The sequence below is a fragment of the Flavobacterium adiutor genome, from assembly GCF_048282555.1.
GTDB lineage: Bacteria > Bacteroidota > Bacteroidia > Flavobacteriales > Flavobacteriaceae > Flavobacterium.
In genome coordinates this window covers 1,038,556-1,063,275 of sequence record NZ_CP182487.1, presented here as the reverse complement: position 1 = coordinate 1,063,275, position 24,720 = coordinate 1,038,556, and the positions used below count along the sequence as shown (strand labels likewise).

The 24,720-nt window shown below is 33.9% G+C and carries 23 protein-coding genes and 1 tRNA gene; 12 read left to right on the top strand and 12 right to left on the bottom strand.

The window, feature by feature from the left end:
* The first annotated feature begins 49 nt into the window (after window positions 1–49).
* The gene (gene rny, locus ACNC7R_RS04635) at window positions 50–1,609 is read left to right on the top strand and encodes a ribonuclease Y (protein WP_417939808.1); all 1,560 of its coding nucleotides are present in this window, start codon (window positions 50–52) and stop codon (window positions 1,607–1,609) included.
* A 90-nt stretch (window positions 1,610–1,699) separates the two neighbouring features.
* On the opposite strand, the gene xerD is transcribed toward rny, so the two are convergent.
* Window positions 1,700–2,596, bottom strand: coding sequence for a site-specific tyrosine recombinase XerD (xerD, locus tag ACNC7R_RS04630; protein WP_417939807.1), 897 nt, complete (start codon window positions 2,594–2,596; stop codon window positions 1,700–1,702).
* Window positions 2,597–2,676: 80 nt separating this feature from the next.
* Window positions 2,677–3,183 carry a hypothetical protein gene (locus ACNC7R_RS04625; RefSeq protein ID WP_417939806.1) on the bottom strand — a complete coding sequence of 169 codons (507 nt, stop codon included), beginning with the start codon at window positions 3,181–3,183 and terminating at the stop codon, window positions 2,677–2,679.
* Between the two features lie 350 nt (window positions 3,184–3,533).
* On the opposite strand from ACNC7R_RS04625, the gene ACNC7R_RS04620 reads away from it, so the two are divergent.
* From ACNC7R_RS04620 to ACNC7R_RS04605, 4 genes are all read left to right on the top strand, one after another.
* Window positions 3,534–4,091 (top strand): porin family protein, encoded by a 558-nt coding sequence (locus ACNC7R_RS04620; protein WP_417939805.1) that lies wholly within the window; start codon window positions 3,534–3,536, stop codon window positions 4,089–4,091.
* Window positions 4,092–4,221: 130 nt separating this feature from the next.
* Window positions 4,222–4,635, top strand: a complete 414-nt coding sequence (gene aroQ, locus ACNC7R_RS04615) for a type II 3-dehydroquinate dehydratase (RefSeq protein ID WP_269237330.1) — start codon at window positions 4,222–4,224, stop codon at window positions 4,633–4,635.
* A gap of 71 nt (window positions 4,636–4,706) precedes the next feature.
* Window positions 4,707–7,196 (top strand): DUF5686 and carboxypeptidase regulatory-like domain-containing protein, encoded by a 2,490-nt coding sequence (locus ACNC7R_RS04610; RefSeq protein ID WP_417939804.1) that lies wholly within the window; start codon window positions 4,707–4,709, stop codon window positions 7,194–7,196.
* A gap of 180 nt (window positions 7,197–7,376) precedes the next feature.
* The gene (locus tag ACNC7R_RS04605; protein ID WP_417943136.1) at window positions 7,377–7,652 is read left to right on the top strand and encodes a GIY-YIG nuclease family protein; all 276 of its coding nucleotides are present in this window, start codon (window positions 7,377–7,379) and stop codon (window positions 7,650–7,652) included.
* A 91-nt stretch (window positions 7,653–7,743) separates the two neighbouring features.
* On the opposite strand, the gene ACNC7R_RS04600 is transcribed toward ACNC7R_RS04605, so the two are convergent.
* The 4 genes from ACNC7R_RS04600 to ACNC7R_RS04585 form a co-directional block, all read right to left on the bottom strand.
* Window positions 7,744–8,619: a cation diffusion facilitator family transporter gene (locus ACNC7R_RS04600; RefSeq protein WP_417939803.1), complete on the bottom strand. Its 876-nt coding sequence runs from the start codon at window positions 8,617–8,619 to the stop codon at window positions 7,744–7,746.
* Window positions 8,620–8,726: 107 nt separating this feature from the next.
* Complete coding sequence (murA, locus tag ACNC7R_RS04595; protein ID WP_417939802.1) at window positions 8,727–10,040, bottom strand: UDP-N-acetylglucosamine 1-carboxyvinyltransferase; 1,314 nt, start codon at window positions 10,038–10,040, stop codon at window positions 8,727–8,729.
* An 89-nt stretch (window positions 10,041–10,129) separates the two neighbouring features.
* Window positions 10,130–10,846 (bottom strand): DUF4290 domain-containing protein, encoded by a 717-nt coding sequence (locus tag ACNC7R_RS04590; RefSeq protein WP_269237332.1) that lies wholly within the window; start codon window positions 10,844–10,846, stop codon window positions 10,130–10,132.
* A gap of 1 nt (window position 10,847) precedes the next feature.
* Window positions 10,848–11,144 (bottom strand): DUF493 family protein, encoded by a 297-nt coding sequence (locus ACNC7R_RS04585; RefSeq protein ID WP_417939801.1) that lies wholly within the window; start codon window positions 11,142–11,144, stop codon window positions 10,848–10,850.
* A gap of 321 nt (window positions 11,145–11,465) precedes the next feature.
* On the opposite strand from ACNC7R_RS04585, the gene ACNC7R_RS04580 reads away from it, so the two are divergent.
* The 5 genes from ACNC7R_RS04580 (at window position 11,466) to ACNC7R_RS04560 (ending at window position 16,048) form a co-directional block, all read left to right on the top strand.
* Window positions 11,466–11,999: an AAA family ATPase gene (locus ACNC7R_RS04580; protein WP_417939800.1), complete on the top strand. Its 534-nt coding sequence runs from the start codon at window positions 11,466–11,468 to the stop codon at window positions 11,997–11,999.
* Window positions 12,000–12,064: 65 nt separating this feature from the next.
* Window positions 12,065–13,960 (top strand): RecQ family ATP-dependent DNA helicase, encoded by a 1,896-nt coding sequence (locus tag ACNC7R_RS04575; RefSeq protein ID WP_417939799.1) that lies wholly within the window; start codon window positions 12,065–12,067, stop codon window positions 13,958–13,960.
* Window positions 13,960–14,907, top strand: coding sequence for a methionyl-tRNA formyltransferase (gene fmt / locus ACNC7R_RS04570; protein ID WP_417939798.1), 948 nt, complete (start codon window positions 13,960–13,962; stop codon window positions 14,905–14,907). The genes ACNC7R_RS04575 and fmt overlap by 1 nt, the downstream gene beginning before the upstream one ends.
* Before the next feature lie 181 nt (window positions 14,908–15,088).
* Window positions 15,089–15,361, top strand: a complete 273-nt coding sequence (locus ACNC7R_RS04565; RefSeq protein WP_223681873.1) for an HU family DNA-binding protein — start codon at window positions 15,089–15,091, stop codon at window positions 15,359–15,361.
* A 126-nt stretch (window positions 15,362–15,487) separates the two neighbouring features.
* Window positions 15,488–16,048 (top strand): YqgE/AlgH family protein, encoded by a 561-nt coding sequence (locus ACNC7R_RS04560; protein ID WP_223681871.1) that lies wholly within the window; start codon window positions 15,488–15,490, stop codon window positions 16,046–16,048.
* On the opposite strand, the gene ACNC7R_RS04555 is transcribed toward ACNC7R_RS04560, so the two are convergent.
* Window positions 16,045–16,881, bottom strand: coding sequence for an aminotransferase class IV (locus ACNC7R_RS04555; protein WP_417939797.1), 837 nt, complete (start codon window positions 16,879–16,881; stop codon window positions 16,045–16,047). The two genes, ACNC7R_RS04560 and ACNC7R_RS04555, sit on opposite strands and share 4 nt — an antisense overlap.
* Window positions 16,882–16,936: 55 nt before the next feature.
* On the bottom strand, window positions 16,937–17,329 hold the full coding sequence (locus ACNC7R_RS04550) for an START-like domain-containing protein (protein ID WP_417939796.1): 393 nt from the start codon (window positions 17,327–17,329) through the stop codon (window positions 16,937–16,939).
* A gap of 153 nt (window positions 17,330–17,482) precedes the next feature.
* On the opposite strand from ACNC7R_RS04550, the gene ACNC7R_RS04545 reads away from it, so the two are divergent.
* Window positions 17,483–17,556 (top strand) — tRNA-Met (locus ACNC7R_RS04545).
* Between the two features lie 196 nt (window positions 17,557–17,752).
* Window positions 17,753–18,010 (top strand): hypothetical protein, encoded by a 258-nt coding sequence (locus ACNC7R_RS04540; RefSeq protein ID WP_417939795.1) that lies wholly within the window; start codon window positions 17,753–17,755, stop codon window positions 18,008–18,010.
* A gap of 161 nt (window positions 18,011–18,171) precedes the next feature.
* On the opposite strand, the gene ACNC7R_RS04535 is transcribed toward ACNC7R_RS04540, so the two are convergent.
* The 4 genes from ACNC7R_RS04535 to ACNC7R_RS04520 form a co-directional block, all read right to left on the bottom strand.
* Window positions 18,172–19,041, bottom strand: a complete 870-nt coding sequence (locus tag ACNC7R_RS04535; RefSeq protein WP_417939794.1) for a substrate-binding domain-containing protein — start codon at window positions 19,039–19,041, stop codon at window positions 18,172–18,174.
* Window positions 19,042–19,350: 309 nt separating this feature from the next.
* Complete coding sequence (locus ACNC7R_RS04530; protein ID WP_417939793.1) at window positions 19,351–20,250, bottom strand: carbohydrate kinase family protein; 900 nt, start codon at window positions 20,248–20,250, stop codon at window positions 19,351–19,353.
* 131 nt (window positions 20,251–20,381) lie between these two features.
* A complete protein-coding gene (locus ACNC7R_RS04525; protein WP_417939792.1) occupies window positions 20,382–21,206 on the bottom strand; it encodes a T9SS type A sorting domain-containing protein in 825 nt (274 codons plus the stop codon).
* A 249-nt stretch (window positions 21,207–21,455) separates the two neighbouring features.
* Window positions 21,456–24,707, bottom strand: a complete 3,252-nt coding sequence (locus tag ACNC7R_RS04520) for a hypothetical protein (protein WP_417939791.1) — start codon at window positions 24,705–24,707, stop codon at window positions 21,456–21,458.
* Between the last annotated feature and the right edge of the window lie 13 nt (window positions 24,708–24,720).

Below are 24,720 nucleotides of genomic sequence, written 5' to 3'. Positions count from 1 at the left end.
ATTCAAGCAATTAATGTAGGCTTTTTTTACATATAAACCTTTAACAAACATGGACACTATAACGATCATTATTGGTATTGTAGGTATTGCAGCAGGTTTTGCAATAGCTAAAATTATCGAGAAAAGTAATATTTCTAACCTAATCAAAAACGCTAAAAAAGAAGCCGCCTCGATTTTAAAAGATGCTAATCTAGAAGCAGAAAACATTAAAAAAGATAAAATTCTTCAGGCAAAAGAAAAATTTATTGAGTTAAAAGCAGAACACGAACAAGTGATTTTGGCACGTGATAAAAAAGTTGCCGAAGTAGAAAAAAGAGTTCGCGACAAAGAGTCACAAGTTTCAAATGAATTATCTAAAGCAAAAAAAATAAACGACGAGTTCGAAGCAAAAACTCAGGAATATAATAACAAAATTGACCTTTTAGATAAAAAACAGGCTGAAGTTGACAAACTACATAAAAGCCAGTTACAGCAACTGGAAGTGATTTCAGGACTTTCTGCTGAAGAAGCAAAAGAACAATTAGTAGAAGGCTTAAAAGCTGAGGCTAAAAGTAAAGCGATGTCTCACATTCAGGAAACTATTGAAGAGGCAAAACTTACAGCTCAGCAAGAAGCTAAAAAAATCATCATTAACACCATTCAACGAGTTGGAACTGAAGAAGCAGTAGAAAATTGTGTATCTGTATTCAATATTGAGTCAGATGATGTTAAGGGTAGAATTATCGGCCGTGAAGGACGTAACATCAGAGCTTTAGAAGCTGCTACAGGAGTCGAAATCATTGTTGACGACACACCTGAAGCGATTATCCTATCGTGTTTCGACCCAGTGCGTAGAGAAATTGCTCGTTTGTCATTACACAAACTGGTAACTGACGGACGTATTCACCCGGCAAGAATTGAAGAAGTTGTTGCTAAAACAGCTAAACAAATTGATGACGAAATTATCGAAGTAGGTAAACGTACCGTTATAGACTTAGGAATTCACGGTTTACATCCTGAACTAATTAAAGTTGTAGGTAGAATGAAATATCGTTCATCTTACGGACAAAATTTACTACAACACTCCAGAGAAGTTTCTAAACTTTGCGGTATCATGGCTGCAGAATTAGGTCTAAACGTAAAATTAGCCAAAAGAGCAGGTTTACTTCACGATATTGGTAAAGTGCCGGATACTGAAAGCGATTTACCTCACGCTTTATTAGGAATGCAATGGGCTGAGAAATATGGCGAAAAAGAAGAAGTATGTAATGCTATTGGTGCTCACCACGACGAGATCGAAATGAAATCATTATTATCACCAATTATTCAGGTTTGTGATGCGATTTCAGGCGCAAGACCAGGCGCAAGACGTCAGGTTTTAGATTCCTATATCCAGCGTCTGAAAGATCTTGAAGATGTAGCTTATGGCTTCAGCGGTGTTAAAAACGCTTATGCAATTCAGGCGGGTAGAGAACTTCGTGTAATTGTAGAAAGCGAAAAAGTTTCTGATGACAATGCAGCAAATCTTTCTTTCGAAATTTCACAAAAAATCCAAACCGAAATGACTTATCCGGGTCAGGTAAAAGTGACCGTTATTCGTGAAACCAGAGCTGTAAATATTGCTAAATAAATTCACAAAAATATTTTTATAAAAAAACTTCCCAGCAACGGGAAGTTTTTTTTATCTCTGATTTCTACGTGAATCTCAAAACAAAACAAACTATCTTCTGGGATGAAAAGTATGCATTACTTCTTTCAAAAAACTTCTGTCTAAATGAACATAGATTTCTGTGGTAGTTATCGATTCATGACCAAGCATTAACTGTATCGAACGCAAATCAGCGCCATTTTCAAGTAAATGCGTAGCAAAAGAATGCCTCAAAGTATGCGGACTGATATTTTTATTCAAACCTGTTTTTACCGCCAAATCTTTTATAATAGTAAAAACCATAGCCCGGGTTAACTGACTGCCTCTACGGTTTAAAAACAAGGTATCTTCATGACCTTTTTTAATATTCAGGTGACTTCTTATTTCTTTTTGATAAATAGTGATATATTTCTGCGTTAAATCGCCAATCGGAACAAAACGTTCTTTATTGCCCTTTCCGGTAATTTTAATAAATCCTTCTTCAAAAAAAAGGTCTGAGATTTTTAAAGAAATCAATTCTGAAACACGAAGCCCGCAGCCGTACAAAGTTTCAAGCATTGCCCTATTTCTTTCGCCTTCATTTGAACTTAAATCTATCGCAGCTATCAATTTATCAATTTCTTCTACTGAAAGCGTATCCGGAAGCTTACGCCCTGTTTTTGGAGTCTCGATGAGTTCCATTGGATTGTCATTACGATAATCCTCAAAAACCAAATAATTAAAAAAACTCTTTAAGCCAGAAATAATCCTGGCCTGCGAACGTGGATTCACTTCTTTTGAAACCGAATAAATAAACTGCTGCACTATTTCATCTGAAATTTTTATTGGAGACACCTCTATTTTACTTGCTTCTAAAAAAAGACACAACCGTTCGATATCAAAACTATAATTCTCAATTGTGTTTTTAGTGAGACCTCTTTCAATTCGCAAATACGACTGATAATCTTTTATATAGGTATTCCATTTCATATTTACAAAGGAACGTAATTTTTGAGCATAAAAAAACCTTCCGGTTAGGGAAGGTTTTAAAATATAAATATTTTCTTTTATTAGAAATGTAAAGCAAATCCAATGTTGAATTGAAAAGCACTTTCGTAAAAATCATCATTTAGTGAATAATTATAACGAACACCTGGCTCAATAGAAACATTTGATCCTAAAAACCAAGCATATCCACCCTGAATTCCAAGGTAAGAAGGATTTTCCTCAGCATCTTTATAATCTACTCCATTATAAGAAAGCTCAACTGGGAATTTGTTTGCTATATAATACTTAGCGCCAACTTTGTAAGCTAAAGTAGTAAAATCATCTCCATCATCTCCATAACCTAAACCTAACTTAACAGCTAAATTATCAGCTACAAAGTAACCACCTTCTGCTCCAATATTCCAAGCTGTAGTTCCATCCTCAGAAGTCAATCCGAATTGAGTAGTTCCAACTCCATTTCCGAAACCTGTGTTAGCTTCAATTAACCATTTTCCTTTTGCTGTTTGTTCTTGTGCATTAGCAAAACCAAAAGCCATAACTGCAATGGCAGATAAAATAATTTTTTTCATTTTTTTTGATAAATTAATGATTATTTAGTAGGACAAATCTATGTTAATTATTTTCAAAAAACCTAATTATAATATCAAATAATTTATAAATAATGTTTAAAAAATCCTGTTAAAACAAACAAAAAACTAAGTGTCAAACAATTAGATTTTTAAAAATCACTAAAAACAGTGAGTCGAAAAAATTAAAAATTATTAGTAAAATTCTTTCTTAATAAACTTATTTGAAAATGTTTCTTGCTATTTTTTTAAGGCAAAAATGGAAATATTGAAACAAAATGCAACAATAATTATAAAGATTCAGAGTTTATATTACTGTTATTTTGTATATCTAAAATCTTAAAATTAACATTATGAAAAAAGTATTTTTAGCAGTCGTTTTGTTTCTTGGAACAGCTGCATCTATTCAGGCACAGTTATTAAAAATAGGAGTTAAAGCTGGGGTTAACTTTGCAAACCAGACAGGGGATGCATTTGATGCTCCAGAAGTGAGCAAAGAAGGAATCACAAGTTATCATGCTGGATTAGTAGCAGAAGTTAAATTGCTGGACAGATTTGCCCTTCAGCCAGAGCTTTTATATTCTACACAAGGAGCTACATATAAATATGCTGCTAAAGAATTTAAAAATGAATTAGGCTATTTATCTATTCCTGTAATGGCTAAATTTTATTTGAGTGATTCTTTTAGTCTTGAAGTTGGGCCACAGGCTTCTTTTTTATTGAGTGAAAAGGACAATGTAGATTTTGAGAATGCAGAAACTTTCGAATTTGGAGTGAACGCCGGATTAGGGTTTAAAATCACTGAAAACTTTTTCATTCAGGGACGTTATGGTTTAGGATTAACAGAAGCTTCAAAAAATGCTGATATCAAAAATTCAACTGTACAATTGTCTGCTGGATTTATGTTCTAATAATATCACATAGTTTTATCAAAACCGTTCTGTTAATTAGGACGGTTTTTTTATTTTTACAAAATGTGTGAGAGGGTTTCTGTAAAATGTAAAATGGATTCAAGCCACCTTAAATTAAATCAAATTATCTATGAAAATCGCTATAATCAACGGTCCAAATTTAAATCTGTTAGGAAAACGTGAACCTGAAGTTTACGGAAGCCAGACATTTGAAGATTATTTTGAAACACTGAAACAAAAATTCCCCAATATTGAACTTTCGTATTACCAAAGTAATATTGAAGGCGAACTGATTGGAAAAATTCAGGAAGTAGGTTTTACATTTGACGGAATTATTTTAAATGCCGGTGCTTATACTCATACTTCAATTGGCCTGGGCGATGCGATGAAAGCTGTAACCACTCCGGTTATTGAAGTTCACATCTCAAATACTTATGCCCGGGAAAGCTTTAGGCATCAATCGTATTTATCCGGAAATGCAAAAGGAGTTATTCTGGGTTTCGGATTAAAAAGTTACGAACTCGCTATTCAGTCATTCCTGTAAACAGTTATTTAACAAATAATTAATAAGCTCATTTTCGACTTATTTTATTTTTGTAAGAGAAACTTTTTTACATGAAAAATTATACTTTTTTTGCCTTCTTACTTTTTTCGATTTCCAATTTCGCTCAAATAAAAGGAACTATAACTGATGACAAAGGGAATCCACTGCCCTTTGTTTCTGTTTTTGAAGAGAATACGTATTCCGGAACGACATCAAATGAGCAGGGAAACTATCAATTAAACGTAAAAGAACCTGGCAAAAACAAAATCATTTTTCAGTATCTGGGTTACAAAACCCAAAAGCTTTCTGTGACTTCAGATTCAAAAACAGTAATTCTTGACGTGAAAATGACTGAAGAAAGTTTTACTTTAAATGAAGTCATTATTGATCCAAAAAACAATCCTGCAAACGCCATTATCAAAAGTGCAATTGCCAGCAAAAAGGAAAACTCAGAAAAAACTTCGAGATATACAGCCGATTTTTATTCGAAAGGAATGTTTAAAGTAAAAGACCTTCCCAAAAAAATTCTGGGGCAAAAAGTCGATCTTGGCGAAGATATGGCATCTAATTTAGATTCAACAGGCACAGGGATTTTATATCTCTCTGAAACCCTTTCTAAAGTCACTTTTGAAAAGCCGGATAAATTAAATGAAAAAATAATTGCTTCTAAAATCTCTGGAAACAACAGAGGATACAGCTACAATACCGCAGCCTTATCTACTTATGATTTTTATAATAACACATTAGATTTTGGCGTAAAACTCATCTCTCCTATTGCTGACAATGCTTTCAGTTATTATAAATACAAACTCGAAGGCACTTTTTTTGATGATAACAAGCACCAGATTAATAAAATTAAAGTAATCCCTAAACGTGATAAAGAACCTGTTTTTGAAGGTTACATTTATATTGTTGAGGACAGTTTCGCCATTTATGCCATAGACCTGGATATCAAAGGCTACCGAATGAAAAATGAGTTTACCGAAGTCATGAGTTTAAAACAAAGCTTCAGTTATAATGTCGCACATAAAATATGGGCTAAAAATGCACAGACACTTTCGTTTAACGCTGGTTTTTTTGGAACTAAATTCTCTGGAAAATTCAATTACGTTTACTCCAATTATGAGTTCCCGGATTCTTTTCAAAAGAAAACTTTCGGAAATGAAATTGTAACTTTTGAAGCCAATGCGAACAAAAAAGATAATGCATTTTGGAATGAAATACGTCCAATTCCTTTGACAATTGAAGAAAGTACTGATTATATCAAAAAAGATAGTTTACTTACAATTCGCCAATCCAGAAAATACACTGATTCAATTGATGCCAAAAACAACAAATTCAAAATTTGGGCTATTTTAATGGGCTATGATTACAAAAACACATTCAAAAAATATTCATTTGATTACAAAGGCCTGCTGAATATTGCATCTTTAAGCTTCAATACTGTTCAGGGATTTAACTTTGATTCTGGCTTTTCTTTCAGAAAATGGAATGAAGAAGAAGGAAAAAGCACCTCGATAAGCACAACTTTTAATTACGGTTTTTCAGATGAGCGTTTTCGGGTTACGGGTGAGTTTAGCCATCGTTTTAACACTATCAATTATGCCACAATTTGGGGTTCAGGGGGTGTAAAAACAATGCAGTTTAATAATTCTCTACCCATCACTAAACTTGTCAATTCCATAAGTTCTTTATTCTTTAAAGACAATTATATGAAATTGTACAATTTAGAATTTGCACAAATCAATTATGGTCAGGATATTGCGAACGGAGTTAATGTGACAGGTCAAATTGGCTACGAACAGCGAAAACCATTGTTCAACACTACTGATTATTCTTTTTTCAAAAAAGAGGACTTTTACACCTCCAATAATCCTTTAGCCCCAAATGATTACACAACTCCTGCTTTTGACACCCATCGTTTATTTAAAACACTTATCACAACCAGAATTAATTTTGGAAATAAATATATTTCAAGACCAGACGGAAGATATAATTTCAAAAATGACAAATACCCAACAGTTTATTTAGCATTTGAAAAAGCTTTTGCTGCCAGCGAAAAAAAATATGAATTTGAAAGAATCGGCGCTTCTGTTCAATATGATTTGACATTGGGAAATAAAGGAATTCTGGGAACAAATTTCAGGGCCGGAAAATTCTTCAATGCTGAAAATATTTCTTTTATAGATTACAGGCATTTTAACGGAAACCAGACTCATATTGGTACAACAGACCGCTATTTGAATGTTTTCAATCTGATGCCTTACTATTCAAACAGTACAAACGACCGTTATTTTGAAATGCACCTGGAACACAACGATATGGGATTTGTAACTAATAAAATTCCGCTAATCAATCTTTTAAAATCAACCATGAATATCGGATTTCACTCTTTGGCAATTCCGGACAGAAATCCCTATTCTGAATTTACTGTTGGTTTAGACAATTTAGGCTTTGGTAAGTTTAAATTATTCAGAGTTGATTATGTACATTCTTATCAGGGAGGTGTTCATCAAAATGGCGTTATATTTGGGCTGAAAATTTTGAATGTGTTGAATTAAGCTAATTTTAATATTGTCATTTCGACGAAGGAGAAATCACTGAGGGAGAGAAATTTTAAATTATTAATTATTTCTCATCCTAATTTTTTTCCATCTATTAGCAACAAAATCAACTCAACATTCACTAAAAACCAATTCTATGCTTAATCCAAAAGAAGGTTACATACTTCTTATGTTTATATTTTAACAAATAAAAATCGCTCAACTTTTCATATTCGAGTTACCAATAGTTTAAAACTTAGACTTCAACAACACAAATACAATATTGAAACAGGAAATAAAACTTTTGCCTCAAAATACGGTATAGAATTTCTAATTTATTATGAAAAATTTGTTTGGATTGAAGAGGCTATAGCCAGAGAAAAAGAAATAAAAAAATGGAGAAGAGATAAAAAACTATCTTTAATAAAAGAATTTAACTCTGAATTTGAATTTTTAAATCATCGTTTTGAATAATTTTTTTAACCCTTTAATCTACATTAACTAATGTTCTGCCTCAGTGACTTCTCCTTTTGTCTAAGTGACAAAAAAAACTGATCAGCTTTCGTTAACTATAATCATCCGGTTCAACATGTATCAAAACATGTCCAAGCTGAGGAATTTCGTGTCTTAAGGTATCTTTTAATTTGTGAGCCAGATCATGACCCTCTTTTACTGAAATTTTTGCCGAAACTATAGCATGCAAATCAACGTGATATTTCATACCGGCTTTACGAATAAAACATTTTTCGGTACCTAAGATTCCTTTGACTGTTAAAGCTGTAACACGAATCATTTCTACTAAATCATCGTTCAAATGTTCATCCATAATCTCACCCAAAGCCGGCCTGAAAATTTTATAGCTGTTATACAGAATAAAACAGGCTGCAAAAAGTGCTGCCCAGTCATCTGCAGACTCATATCCTTTTCCCATGAACAACGCTAATGAAATTCCGATAAAAGCTGCAACAGAAGTGATCGCATCACTACGATGATGCCAGGCATCGGCTGCTAAAGCAGTGCTGTTGGTTTGTTTACTGCGTTTCATTACCAATCGAAAAGAGTATTCTTTCCAGATAATTATTGCGCCCAAGACATATAATGTCCAGGATTTAGGCAAATCATGCGAAGTCTGGATATTGGCTATACTTTCATAACCAATAATTGTTGCTGATGTAATTAAAAACCCAACAACTAAAAATGTTATCAGCGGTTCTGCCCTGCCATGACCATAAGGATGGTTTTCATCAGCTGGTTTATTCGAATATTTAATTCCGAACAAAACCAAAAAAGACGAAAATATATCCGTAGTCGATTCTATTGCATCTGCGATCAGGGCATAGGAATTGCCAAAAAAACCTGCTAAGCCTTTAATGAGGGCCAAGCAGGTGTTTCCGGCTATACTAAAGTATGTAGCTTTTATAGCTTTTTGTTCGTTTGTCATTTAACGGACATTTATTTATTTTTTTGCCATGAATTCACAAATTAGTTTCAATATAATTCGTAAATCACTTCGCCCGTTTTCTGCCGCTCGGTCGTGGCTATTTCAATTTATGCTCTCACAATTTTTGCTCCAATTGCTCTTAAACGCTCATCGATACGCTCATAACCTCGGTCAATTTGCTCAATATTTTGAATTGTACTGGTTCCTTTTGCTGAAAGCGCTGCAATCAATAATGAAATTCCCGCACGAATATCAGGAGAAGACATAGTAGTTGCTTTTAATTGAGATTCAAAATTATGTCCCATAACCACTGCTCTGTGCGGGTCACATAACATGATTTTCGCTCCCATATCGATTAATTTATCCACAAAGAATAAACGGCTTTCAAACATTTTCTGATGAATTAAAACATCGCCTTTTGCCTGTATTGCCACAACCAAAACGATACTTAATAAGTCAGGCGTAAATCCTGGCCAGGGTGCATCGGCAATAGTTAAGATAGAACCGTCGATATCTGTTTTTACTTCATATCCGTCTTTATGAGCCGGAATGTAAATATCATCGTTACGTTTTTCAATTGTAATACCCAGTTTTCTGAAAGTATTCGGAATCAAACCTAAATTTTCCCAGCTTACATTTTTGATGGTAATTTCACTTTTTGTCATAGCTGCAAGACCAATCCAGGAACCAATTTCGATCATATCCGGTAAAATTCTGTGTTCGCAGCCTCCAAGACTTTCAACACCTTCAATCGTCAATAAGTTCGAACCCAATCCGGTGATTTTAGCTCCCATAGAGTTCAACATTTTACATAACTGCTGTAAGTAAGGCTCACAAGCAGCATTGTAAACAGTCGTTTTTCCTTTAGCCAAAACGGCAGCCATAACAATGTTTGCTGTACCTGTAACAGAAGCTTCGTCTAAAAGCATATCGGTTCCCTGAAGGCCTTCTTCCGGAGTTTCCACTCCATAGAAGTGATCCTCTCTGTTATATCTGAATTTTGCTCCAAGATTAATAAACCCTTCAAAGTGTGTATCTAATCTGCGACGACCAATTTTATCCCCTCCTGGTTTTGGAATATATCCTTTTCCGAAACGGGCTAAAAGCGGCCCAACAATCATAATAGAACCGCGAAGCGCTCCACCTTCTTTTTTGAAAGCTTCCGTTTCTAAATATCCAACATTCACTTCATCGGCCTGAAACGTTATCGAACCTGGTTCATTACGTTGGATTTTCACCCCTAAATTACCCAGCAAAGTAATTAATTTATTGATGTCTATAATATCAGGAATGTTATTAATTTTTACCTTCTCTCCTGTTAGAAGCACAGCACATAAAATTTGTAATGCCTCATTTTTTGCTCCTTGCGGAGTGATTTCTCCTTTCAGAGGAGTTCCTCCTTCGATTTTAAAAATTCCCATAGATTTCTTTTAGATTCTAAAGCTCTGATATTCTGAGGTTATGAGCTAAAATATTAGCGTTTTAGTCCCTTAGCATCTTAGCCCGCTTTTTATTTCTGATTGTTATTTTTCTGAAAAGGTTTTTTACCGCCTTTATTGTTTTTATTATTTTGAATTTTTGGCTGTCCCGGCTGAGAAATTTTATTCGACATACGTTTGTTGGTACGCATTAAATCAGTTGTATTTAAAAGCTCCTCTGTACTTTGCAATAAATTGATTTTTCCGCCTGAAAGTTCGTATAAATGTTCAAAGATTACATCATCTTTTACCGTGTCTTTGTTCCAGCTTAAAAAAGATTTTTTCATGTGATTGGCAATCACCATCACCAAAGCATTTTTCATTTCGCCCTCCTCCCACTTATTGGCAACATCAATCATATATTTAATGTTGTTTCCGTAAAATCTGTATTTTGGGAAATTTTGCGGATATTGCAAAACATCCGGTTTTAACTGTAATACATCACGTGAAGGAATTGGATATGGCGACTCAACATTTAATTTAAAATCAGACATAATAAACAACTGATCCCATAATTTATGCTGAAAATCAGGCACATCACGCAAATGCGGATTCAGACTTCCCATTACCTGAATGATGTATTTTGCCGCTTTGTTACGCGTTTCATCATCTTCAATCATAGTAGCCTGATCAATCAGTTTTTGCAAATGACGACCATATTCAGGAATTAGTAAACGCTGTCTTTCAGAATTGTATTCTAAATTAAAAACAACGTCGTTTGCATTTTCTTTTTTATATTTTTCGACCATCTTATAATGAAACTATACCTTCTATTACAGAAACTTCTTTGTACTTGCCAATTACTTCGTCAGCACTATTCATTGTTACATCTATAGAAACACTGGTAAATTTACCTGTCTTAGATTTTGTTGTTTTGATAACCGCACCCATTCTGTCAAAAGCTTTTTCAACACGCTCCACATTATCGGCTACCGAAGGCACTATAAATTTATACAAATATTCTGCAGGCCAGGTGTTAGAATTGTCCAGCTCCACTTTTAATCTTTCGTAAAATTCGGCGATGTTTTTTTCTTTATCGTTCTCCATTCGTAATTAAAAATAAAGGCAAATATACGGTTTTGGTTTTAGATATTTTAAATTGGAAAAATATATTAAAGCAGTGAGTGTTTTTGGAATAAAAAATTTTTTTTAGAAAAGTTAATTTTAAAGTTTTTGCAAAATGCAAAACCATTATTTCGTCTTAGTCCCGTCAAGACGTTATTATTTTATTCCAGGCTTTAACTATGACAGATATAGTTAAAAGAATCATCTCCCAAATTTAAAAAAATACCAAATCTTTCGGTTTCGAGAAATATTCTTTTTAATTATAAATAACTTTAGGTAAATTTGCGCTTTATTTTTAGAATAGTGCAAAAAGAAATCATAGTTCTCCTTGGCGGTCCTGGCACAGGAAAATCTACACTAATAAACGAATTAATCGCTCGTGGTTATTGCTGTTATCCTGAAATCTCAAGACAAGTAACTCTTGAAGCGCAACAACGCGGTATTGACCAATTATTTCTGGAACAGCCTTTATTGTTTAGCGAAATGCTGCTTGAAGGCCGTATTGAGCAGTTTAAAAGCGCATTGAAAGAACCAGACGATGTAGTTTTTATTGACCGCGGAATCCCGGATGTTGTTGCTTATATGGATTATATTGGTGATTCCTATCCGGAACACTTTACTAAAGCCTGCGAGGATTTCAAATATTCAAAGACATTCATTTTACCACCCTGGGAAGAAATTTACGAAAGTGATACAGAACGTTACGAGAATTTCGAACAGGCACTAAAAATACAAAAACATCTTATTGAGACTTATAAAAGATACGGTTACGATTTAATTGAAGTCCCGAAAGACACAGTTGAAAACAGAATTCTTTATATATTAGACAAAATTTAGCAGCCAGATTTAAAGTTGCAAAACTAGAAACTGATTTCTAAATTTTTAACTTTAATACTTTGGTCATGCAGGAAGCACAGGATATTCTTTTAAAATACTGGAAACACACCAGTTTCCGACCGCTACAAAAAGAAATTATCGATTCGGTTTTAGATGGTCACGATACTTTTGCACTGCTTCCTACAGGTGGGGGAAAATCGATTTGTTTTCAGGTTCCCGCAATGATGCAGCCAGGAATCTGTCTTGTTGTTTCACCTTTGATTGCACTGATGAAAGATCAGGTAGCGAATCTGCAAAAACGAGATATTAAAGCCATTGCCCTTACAGGCGGAATTCATACCGAAGAAATCATCGATCTTCTTGACAACTGCCAATATGGGAATTATAAATTTTTATACCTCTCCCCTGAACGTTTACAGTCTGACTGGATTTTGGAACGCATTAAAAACCTTCCGGTAAATTTAATTGCAATTGATGAAGCACATTGCGTTTCTCAGTGGGGACATGATTTTCGCCCTGCTTACCTGAAAATTTCAGAGCTTAAAAAACACTTCCCAAAAATTCCCTTTCTCGCTTTAACTGCTACAGCAACTCCGAGGGTTATTGAAGATATTAAAACCGAACTGGGCTTGAAGGAACCTCATTTTTACCAACAATCATTTGAAAGAAAAAATATTGCGTACATGGTTTTCGAAATCGAAGACAAATTGTACCGGGTTGAACAAATTTTAAAGAAGAATCCACAGCCCTCCATTATATATGTACGAAACAGAAAATCGTGCTTAAATATGTCAACCCAATTACAATCGTTAGGATTTCGGGCTACTTATTATCACGGTGGGCTTTCCGCTAAAGAAAAAGAGAAAAATATGCAATTGTGGATGTCAGAACAAGCTCAGGTTATTGTTGCCACAAATGCTTTTGGAATGGGAATTGACAAAGACAACGTGAAAACAGTCATCCATACACAGCTACCTGAAAACTTAGAAAATTATTACCAGGAATCCGGAAGAGCGGGACGAAATGGAGAAAAAGCTTTTTCGATTTTACTTTACAACAATTCTGACGCAAATCAGACAGAACAGCAGTTTTTAAGTGTTTTACCAGATAAGAAGTTTTTAAAAGCCATGTATATCAAACTTTGTAATTACTTTCAGATTGCTTATGGTGAAGGATTAGATGATTCTTTTTCTTTTAAATTAAATCATTTTTGCGACAAATATAATTTCCCTACATTAAAAACCTATAATTCCCTGCAGTTTTTAAATCAACAAGGAATCATTACACTTTCACAGGAGTTTTCAGAAAAGATAACGATGCAGTTTTTAATCGAATCGAAAGAAGTGATCCGGTATATAAGCCTGAATCCAAATGACGAAGAAATCATTTTAGCCATTTTGAGAACCTATCCAGGAGTTTACGAAATGAAAACACCATTTAATCTTTCGCTCATTGCAAAAAAATCACATCATACAGAAGAACAGGTTTTAGCAGTTTTAGAAAAGCTGAAAGAAAAAGACATCATCGAATACAAATCAAAAAATAATGATGCTACCATTTTATTCAATGAAGTCCGGGAAGATGATCTTACCATAAACAGGGTTTCAAAATATCTGGAAAAACAGAATCAGCTAAAAAAAGAGCAATTAATGTCTGTCCTGCATTATATAAAAGAAAACAAAACCTGTAAGAACAGATTGGTTTTAGATTATTTTGGAGAAGAAACTCTCGAAAATTGCGGCGTCTGCTCCTATTGCATTACTCAAAAAGGAAAAATTACAGAAGCCGATTCAATTGCTGATAAAATCCTGCATTTATTGAAAACAACTGCATTAACTTCGCGGGAGATTCAGAATAAAATAAAACTGGATACAAAAGATGTTTTATCCGCAATCCAGGAATTATTAGAAAACAATCATATCGTTATTTTAGCGAACAATAAATACACTCTAAAAACCTAATGGAAAAATTACGAATTATATTCATGGGAACTCCCGAATTTGCTGTTGGCATTCTGGACACCATTATTAAAAACAATTATGAAGTTGCCGGCGTTATTACTGCAGCAGACAAACCAGCTGGACGCGGACAAAAAATAAAATATTCAGCAGTAAAAGAATATGCACTGACCCACAACCTTACTTTATTACAGCCAACCAATTTAAAAGATGAAGATTTTTTAGCCGAGTTAAAAGCACTGAATGCCAATTTACAAATAGTAGTTGCTTTTAGAATGCTTCCAAAAGTAGTTTGGGAAATGCCAGAACTAGGAACTTTTAATCTTCATGCATCCTTATTACCAAATTACCGTGGCGCTGCACCGATAAACTGGGCCATCATTAATGGAGAAACAAAAACAGGTGTTACTACTTTTTTTATAGACGATAAAATTGACACTGGTGAAATGATTTTAAATTCGGAGATCGCTATTGAGCCGGAAGAAAATGCAGGACAATTACATGACCGATTAATGCTTTTAGGAAGCAAAACTGTCATTGATACCTTAAAAGTGATTGAAAACGGGAATGTTAGCACAACTATTCAGGAAGATAGCGACGATATTAAAACAGCCTATAAACTAAATAAAGAAAACTGCAAAATAGACTGGACAAAATCGGGAACAGAAATCAACAACCTGATACGCGGGTTAAGTCCATATCCTGCTTCATGGTGTTTTCTGAAAGACAAAAATGAGGAATTAAATATCAAAATATATGAAGCAAAACTCATTTTACAGCCACATTCAGAAGAAATTGGAAAATTGATTTTTGATAAAAAAGAACTTAAAGTAGCAGTTCAGGATGGTTATTTATCACTATTGAGTTTACAATTACCTGGAAAAAAGAGAATGCAGGTAGCCGATTTATTGAACGGAATCGCTTTTTCTACTGACGCAAAAGTCTATTAAAGCCAACAAAATAAGGGGGTTATACTTACATTCAGCTATGGCAATGCTTGTTTTATGAACAAATAAAACAAGTTATCAACATTTTTTACTAAATTTAAAGAAAACACTTGCAAGGAACAGATTTCCTATTAAATTTGTGTATTAACAATTTTTTTTAACCAACAATTAATAACTAATTATTATGAACAAATCAGAATTAATCGATGCTATCGCTGCTGATGCAGGAATTACAAAAGCTGCAGCGAAATTAGCTTTAGAATCTTTTTTAGGCAATGTAGGTACTACTTTGAAAAAAGGCGGAAGAATTTCATTAGTAGGATTTGGATCTTGGTCAGTATCTGCAAGAGCTGCAAGAGATGGCAGAAACCCACAAACTGGAAAAACTATCAAAATTGCTGCTAAGAATGTTGTAAAATTCAAAGCTGGAGCTGAATTAGAAGCAGCTGTAAACTAAGCAATAAAGTTCCTTACACCTATAATATAACTAAAACCCTCTTTTTGAGGGTTTTTTTTTACAATTTGACGATTTTATTGGTTTATTAAATATTTTATCAGTAAATTTAATAAAAATTGTAGCCGTATGATTTCAGAAAAATTAAAAAAAGGACACCTGCTTATTGCCGAGCCTTCAATAATTGGAGATTTATCATTTAACAGATCGGTAATTTTATTAGCAGACCATAACAAGGAAGGATCAATAGGTTTTATCATTAATAAGCCGTTAAAATACACTATTAATGACTTAATCCCTGAAATTGATGCAAATTTTAAAATATACAATGGAGGTCCTGTTGAGCAGGACAACCTGTATTTTATTCACAATATACCTGAATTAATCCCAAACAGCGTTGAAATCTCTAACGGGATTTACTGGGGTGGTGATTTTGAATCGACTAAAGACTTAATAAATGACGGATCTATTCACAAAAATAACATTCGTTTTTTCTTAGGCTATACAGGTTGGGACGAAAATCAACTTGAGAATGAAATGCAGGGTAATTCCTGGATCATAACCGATAATACTTATAAAAACAAAATTATTGGAAAATCTGCCACTCATTTTTGGAAAGAGCAAATTATGGAGCTTGGAGGTGATTACCTGATCTGGTCGAACGCACCCGAAAATCCATATCTGAATTAATTTTCAGAAATGGATTCATTAAGCTTTTGTACCAACACCTGAGCAAAATCATTTACAAACTCTTTTTTTCGGTATTTTGTTATCGATTGAATTCCGGTAATTACATTTGTCAGAAATAATTCATCCGCTTTTTGAAGGTCAAATGGTGAAATTATTTCTTCAAGTACCTCTATGCCTTGTATTTTCTTCGCTAATACTAAAATTTGTTTACGCATAATGCCATTCAAACAACCTTCCGAAACAGGCGGAGTAATCAGTTTTTTACCTGTAAGCATAAATAAATTACCCTGTAATACCTCAACAACATTTTTAGCATCATTGAGCAAAATACAATTATTCAAAGCATTCTCGTAAGCAAAAATACTTCCGGTAACATTTATCAGCTTATTAGTTGTTTTAATCGATGATAACAACTGTTTCGTTACATAAAAATCTTTATACAAATCAACTTCATACGGAGCCGTATTTAAAACATAAGTGGCGCTATCAAGAGGTGTAGCATGAATTAAATAAGAAACCATATTTGTTTTCGGCAAATAGAAGCCTCCATTGTTTCTAAAAACCGTTATTCTCGCTCTTGCCGATGCGGCGATACCCATTTCATTAACGAGATTCAAAACCTGTTCTTCAAAATACTCCATAGTGAAATCCATTGGAATTTCCATTCTCACCACACGCATAGAAGCCATCAACCTGAAATAATGATCTTCCAGAAACAAAATCCTGCCATTTACTATTTTTAGCGTTTCAAAAACACCATCACCATACAAGAATGCACGATTTTGAGTTAGTATATTTTCTTCCTGCGCAATGTTTCCGTTAAAATTGATCATAAAAAAACCCTGAATTTTGTTCAGGGCAAATATAAGGCATAAAAATAAACTTTTACTAAACAGAACCTATAAGATGTTTCAAATCTGAAATCTGATTCTCCCATAATTGTTTAGCTTCTCCAATTTCTTCTTTTTCTGCAAAATCAATCACCATTAATGACACATCTTTAGTTAATTCATCTACCAGGATATGCAATTCAAAGAAATACTCTGTGTCTTTACTGGCTTCGTCAACCCACTTAAATTTTACCTTTTCACCACTTTTTTTAGACGCCAGACGCGCTCTTTCTTGTGAGTCATTCCATATAAAGGTAAAAAACTCACCTCTTGAGTTTACATTATCAGCAAACCATTCTGACAACCCTGACGGCGTTGAAATATATTGATACAATAACTGTGGCGACGAATTGATAGGAAACTCTATTTCGTAACGTATTTTTGAATCCATGTGATACATTTAATTTTTTGGAAATATAAGAATATCTGTCCAAAAACAATGCATTTTTAAAAATATTTTTTTTTCTTGATTTTATACTTGTACGCTTTAATATTATTTCTATCTTTGCACCCGCAATCAGGAACAGATTTGGATTGCAGTCGAGGCGAGGTAGCTCAGTTGGTTAGAGCGCAGGATTCATAACCCTGAGGTCACGGGTTCAACTCCCGTCCTCGCTACAAAAGGCAAACCCTTAAACAGCAAATGTTTAAGGGTTTTTTATTATATTTTATTTAAAAGGAATACATAATTTTACTAAAGTTTACCAAAACAAATTTTAAACTTTTGATATTAGTTATTTTAAATTTGAAGAAATTAATTTTTTAAAGTTAATTACGATAACTTTGCAATATCACAAGCACATTATCAAATAATATGGATATAGTCAAATTTAAAATCACATCAAAAACGATAAAAGTAGAAGTACGCAATTCGAATAATTATGTTTTTAATTTTAATACGGCTTTGGACATTGCAAAAGAAGACCGGGATGTTTTATTAAAACTCTATAATGCTTTAGACATTCTTTTTAGAAAAGAAACACCAAGCGAAACAAAAAACTACATTTCTCCCAACCAAACCAATATACTAGACCAGATTTCTGCTGCTGATCATTTAGAACAGGAGAAATAACATTGGATCATGTAAACGCAAGACTTAGGTGAGGGAAAATTAAAAAATGATGTGTATTATATACAACATTTACCTATAATTTTCTTTTACAATTATATCCAGCGGTATAAAATGAGTTGTCTCTAAACTTTCGTGTAAAATATTTTTTTTATAGAGGTAATTTATCCCATATACCCCTGCTCTTCCGGTTTTTGGTTGATTAAAAAATCAATTATTCCGGAATTTAAGTAGGTTATATTTTCTTTTAACAGATCGTAACCTATTATTCTTATTCCTTTTATATTGTGTTTCTCTAAAAATTGCGCAACAACATAAGCACGGGAATTAGGAACAAATATGCTGCTGATATTTTTAAACATTTCCAGATTCAGCAGATTAGCATCCGGTTCTTTAATGGTAATTTCAGAGAAACTAAAATTTGTGAGTTCAGGATGGTCTTCAAAAAAAGCATAAAACCCTTTAATACGTTGCAGATAGACAGAAGTATTGTCTATTTCTTTGGCTATTTTGACTATAAGTACATTGCGCTGATTTTTTACTGCAAAACTAATAAGGCGTCCTGCTAAATAACCACTTTTAAAAGCATCCTGTCCAATATAATAATGATCTATTTTGTCCTTAATATCGGAATCTATCATTACTACCGGCTTGTTCTTCTTTTTGTATTCATCAAGAAATGCAATTGATTCTTCATGAAAAATAGGCGAAAAGAGCAATCCATCGCATTCATAATCCAATACTTCAGCTACCATTTTCTGGAATAAACCACTATCAAAATCATAAAGAAAATACTGTAGTTCGATCCCAAACTTTTTAAACTCTTCGGCCGCTTTTTCAATTCCGGTTAACTGGCTACCCCAGTATTCCAGTTTTTCGGATTTTGGTAAAAAGACCGCTATTTTACATTTCTTATTTGAGGCTAAATTACTTGCAAAAATATTCCGTTTAAATCCATGTTTTTTAATGATGGCATTTACCTTATCTATATTCTCCTGCGATACCTGACCGCGTTTATGAATAATCCTGTCCACTGTTCCGGGCGAAACATTGGCGAGTTCTGCTATTTTTTTTATTGTTATGATATTCTTTATCTTTGAGTTAAATAATTAATTTAAAGTTATAAAATTAATTTAATTATTTCGCATATCTTTTTATATGATCTTTTGTACAATTAAAAACAAAATCTATTTTTTTTCCCTTTACAATATAGCTTTCGAAAATAATGTGGATGAAGACTAGGATTATAAATAAAAGTTTGAACATTACTTTATTTTTTCTGATCTTAAACAACAAAATATTAAACCAGATTAATCACAAAAAATGGAGTTTATGCCCCTTCTTTATTCCCTTACCATCATCTTTTCAATTTCTGCTAAAGAAATGTTAGGGTTTGCACCAGGAGATGCTGCTACCAAAGCACCGACTGCGCAAGCAAAGTCAATCGCTTTTTGAGGTGTATTTCCTGTAAGTAAACAGGTAATTAATGAAGCTAAAAACGAATCGCCTGCTCCTACCGTATCCACTACCTTGACAGCATAACCTGTATTTTCATACAATGCCCCTTCCCATAACAATAATGCTCCATCCTTCCCTTTTGTTACGCAAATAGATGGTGTATGGGTCTTAGCTGCTATGAAATGAATATTCTCTTCGAGGGAGACAAAAGGAGATTGCAATGCTTTTGCAATTTCAAGAATTTCATCATCATTGAATTTGATGAAACTAGCCGCCAGCATCAACTTCTCCAAAATCTCATACGAATAATGAGGCTTTCTTAAATTGACATCAAATACTTTGTAAACTTGATTTTGTAATAATGATTCTAATGATTTACTAGATACTTCATCCCTGCAAACCAAACTTCCGTAAATTAAAACATTTGCATTCTTTACCAATTTTTGAGCATAATCGTTCATTTCAATTTTATCCCAGGCAGATGGATAATGAATATCGTAGGTGGCAGAGCCATTTTTATCCAATGTTACCTTCACCAAACCTGTAGGATATGTTTCTGATTGTGAAATTGTATTAGTATCAATTCCTAACGTTTCCACTATATGAAGTATTGCAGCTCCATCCTCATCATTTCCTACACCGCTAATCATGGAAACTTCACAGCCCAGGCTTTTCATTCGCATGGCCACATTTAATGGTGCCCCTCCAATCTTTTTTTCGTTTTCAAAAATATCCCATAGAATTTCTCCAAAGGCTACGACTTTAAGTTTTTTATTGTTGTTCATTATACATTTTTTTCTAAAATTACGATTTAATTAAAAACTTTCATTGATCGAACAATCCTTAAAATTTATTTCATAAAAAAAGGGAATAACCATTTAAATGGATATTCCCTTTTGGTATTCTTAAAACTAAATTAGTTCACTAATACTTTTGCTGTTTTTTCTCCTTCAGCTGATTTTGATTTCACTATATACAAACCATTATTTAAATTAAAACTTGTGTCAGATGCCGTTTTAAGTGATTTTACCAAAATACCACTAACACCATAAACATCTACCTGCGTATCTGATTTTACATTAGAAACAAAAACCAGTTTACCGTTTGAATAAACATTTGATGCTGCATCTGCATGGAAATCATCAACTGCTAATGCAGGAGCTGTTACAGTTGCACCAGAAACTTCAATCTTATAAAGATTATTTCCAGCATCTCCATATATGTAGATCTTACCCGCCGCAGTAACATTCGCAGTGAAAATAACATAAGCCCCATTAACAGCTGCCGCAGAACCATATACCGTTGTACCGTTGCTTACAAACATGCTACGTGTTTCATTACTATTTCCACCTCTAAACCAAACCTTCACAGTACAAGCACCACTAACGTTAAAATAATTATAACGTGAAGTAGGCAAAGCATCACCAGATGCAGCTACACTAGAACCACCTGTCTGAAAACGATTTACAAAAGTATATCCATCACTAGGAAAAGGATTGGTAGCAGTCTGTGCAACAATATTGCCATAAGTTGTAGCCGTTCCAGGAAATATAGCTAAATTTGATTTAACTGTTACTGTTCCTGCTGCAAAAGCTGCTGCTACTGGCCAATCAGTAGTTACTGGAGCCCCTCCATTAAGAACGGACGAATTGTTACCTAAATCCCAAATAGTAGTCTGAGCATTTATTGATAATACCGAGAACAGCATTGTTGTAGTTAAATAAAGTAATTTTCTTTTCATAATTAAATAGATTTAAATAATTAGTAATTGAATTATGTAATCGATTATCTAAATTAAGTTTTTTCTTTAAAAAAAAGAAACATTATTACATTTATTTGACTCATTTATAAAGAATTAAAAACAAAATCCTTTAAATCTAACAAGCTTACGAAATCGTAATAGTAACAAAAACAAAAAAAGCAAGCCTGAAAATAAATTCAATTGCTTGCTTTTTATAAGATGTAAAAAGATTTTACTTCTTCCTAAAAATTATTTTGTAATCACTTTTACCGATTTTTGACCATCTTCTGCTTTGATTGTAACAATCCAAACTCCATTTTGAAATTCAAAATCAATATCCTGAGCTGTTTTGAATGTTTTTACTTTAGCTCCTGTAATCGTGTAAATTGCTACTGATGTTTCAGACTTAACATTTGAAATGGCAATTCTATTTTTATAAGCAACAACATTCACTGCAGAAGTTGGTGTATTATCTTTTACACCTAAATTATCATTAGAAATTAATTGTGGAAAAGGATCCCAACCATCAGTACCTTTAGTGAAATTAAAAGTAGTAATAGCCGTACCGTCTGTTAAGGTTGGCACTGTCAATGTAGTAGCCCATGAGGCACGTGCTGCCTGATTATTTACTCCTGAATTCTCTATCGTTCCGTACTCATACATTTTAGGCGAAGTACCAGCCAAAGAACTATTCCAAGCAATAGGGGTTATTAAAGATTCTCCAACATTTCCTGGATAATCTGAAGTTTCAATAGTTGTGTTGTAAAAAACAGCTTCTGATGTAGTTGCCGCCCATGGACGACCAAAGAAACCTGGTTTAGCTCGGTAAACAGAGGCTGTTTCTACATTAGGAATAGCAGAGGTAACTGTACATTCATAAAACAAATACCCTCTTCCGGTGGCTTGTTGTGGTGCTGTCAAATAAGAAGCATCTCCAGCCGTATCACTCACATTCATAGCCAATTGAGTTTTATAGAAAGTGGCATTCATACCACCAAACATATAATCTACAGCCCCCATCATTACACCTTTGTAAACGGCAACTCTGGCGGTAGTACCTCCAAAGAAACTATCCTGACGCCCCACTACTCTACAATTGTTTAAAACTGTTTTATCAATTCCGTTTTTGATGGCAATTGCAGCCGCTCTTTCTACAAAAGATCGGTTTTGAACAGCTGTGTTACCGTAATTTGTTGGTCTTGTACCCTTTGTTAAACCTACAACTTCTACCAAAACATCATTGGCTTCTTTTGCCGAAATATATTGGTTGAATGAGTTTTCTATGATAACATTTTCAGCTTCAAAACCATTGGCGCTCACAATAAGGGTAGCATTCCAATAAGAGTTATTAGTGGTTCCACTTGCATTTGCATAAGGTTGCGAACCATTTTCTTTGTTTACTCTCAAAATGTCAGCATCCCATTTTTGATTGTTTTTCATACTATAATAATCATATCCTAAACCATAGTAAGAAGTAATACGAACCGCTTGTGGATCTATATCTACCCCTTTGTTAGCTAAAGCTATACTAGGTGTAGCCGAAGCATTTTTAATTGTAATGTTTGGTATAGTGATATCCAACATCTCTTCATAATTTCCTGGATCTACCGCAATAACTACTCGTTCGTTACTAGGGCGAACCATTTTACCGGCAGCCGTTAATGCGTCATTAATTGTTGCATAATTTTTTCCGGCACCAACTGTAATAGGTGATGTATAAGGAATGCTTCCACCTATTTTTATTTCTGTAAAGTAAGAAGTCAATGCAGTACCTAAAAGGGTTATGGTAACATAACCATCCGCAGCTCCCGGATAAGTATATTCTGTGTTTACAACACTAGAAGTACTTCCTGATGTATTCACTATTGCTGTTCCTCCGTCAATAGAAAAATTGGCTGCAAAATAATGAGAAACTGTTATTTTATCTCCTACTTTTACAGGTATTTGCATGGTTCCTCCTGTTTTGGCTGTTAAATCTGCCTGAGGTGAACGACTGGCAAAAGAATTGGCTGTTCCACCAAATAAAATCCCTTTGTAACCTGTAGAGGCATTGGTTACAACTCTATCGTCAAAAGACCAAACCGTAGCAGGTTTAAACGCTAATGTTTTTGAAGTTGCTGCTCCAGCAATTTTTAAATTTGAAGTCAAACCCAATTCAACTTGGTGATTATCTAAACCAGAATAATCAATACTATACGTACCTGAACGTAATGAAACCGGAGCGTTGGGAGCAAAATTATACACATATCCAGCCTCATTTAGGTTTGTAAATTTCAGCCCTAGCAAACCAATTTGCGTAGCATTTAGTCCTGTAGTGTTTATTGTAACACTGTACAAAGGCTTGGCTGTAAAAGCAACATCTGATGTTGTTGTTGCGGCAACTGTAATGGTATTAGCCAAAATCTCTGAATCATTTACACCTGTTGCACTAATTGTGTATGTTGTGTTAGCTTCTAAATCTACACTATATGCTCCAGTTGTAGTATTTATTACAGGAACAGGAATGTATATCTTACCTGTTGTAGTATAGTTCAAAACTACTTTTGTTAAATCAGAGGCACTTAATCCGGTTATGTTTCCTGAAACAGTGTATAAATCTACTTTAGCAATAGAAATGTTTTGAGTAGTTGCTGCGGCAGTAACAGTCATGTTTTCCCCGCTTGAAATAATATAGCCATTAGCACCTACTAAACTCATTTTATAAGTATATCCTATAGGCAACGAAATAGAATAAGTACCTGATGTTACAAGAGCATCTTTGGTTTTACCATTTGGATAAGTAAAACGAACCGAATATCCAGCCGGAATACCTGCTGCTGCTGTTTCGTCCATGGTTCCTGTTACGGTTGAATAGCTCGCTGGTTTTCTTAAAACTCTGTAATAACTTGCCCTAGCTGTTGAATTATCAAAACTAGAGATTTTAAATGATCCAGCTGCATTTGCCATAAACTTAGCTTCGGTAACAGCAGTAGTACTGGTAGTAAGCGGAATATTTACGGTTTGGGCATTAGTTGTGGTATTAACAACATTCAAATTAGCCGCTGCATTGTCAACTCTTGCTACAAAAGTTACTTCGTCATCCTCGTTCAAAGCCATCGTAAAAAAACGAACTGTTGAACTAGCATTTCCATTACAAAAAATACGAGCTGTGTATTTTGGCAAACCACTTACACCCAAATTTCCGGTTGCATAGCGAGTTACTGTTGAATCATTGGTATACAACCTATCGTTTGTATTGGGTTTAAAAGTAAGACCTCCGGTAAGATTAATAGGATTTGTATTGGCGTTGGTCAATACATTATTTGTACTGGCTGTACCTTGAACAACCGTAGCACTATACACATAAAAATTACTATTAATGATAGCTGGTGTGAGCAAGTTGTTGTATAAATTGGTGTCTAATGTTGCACCTCCAAAATCCCAAACATCTGTTTTTTGGGCATGAGTAAACGATACAGAAAACAGTATCGCTAAAAAAAGCAATTGTAATTTTGTTTTCATAAAAAGTGGTTAA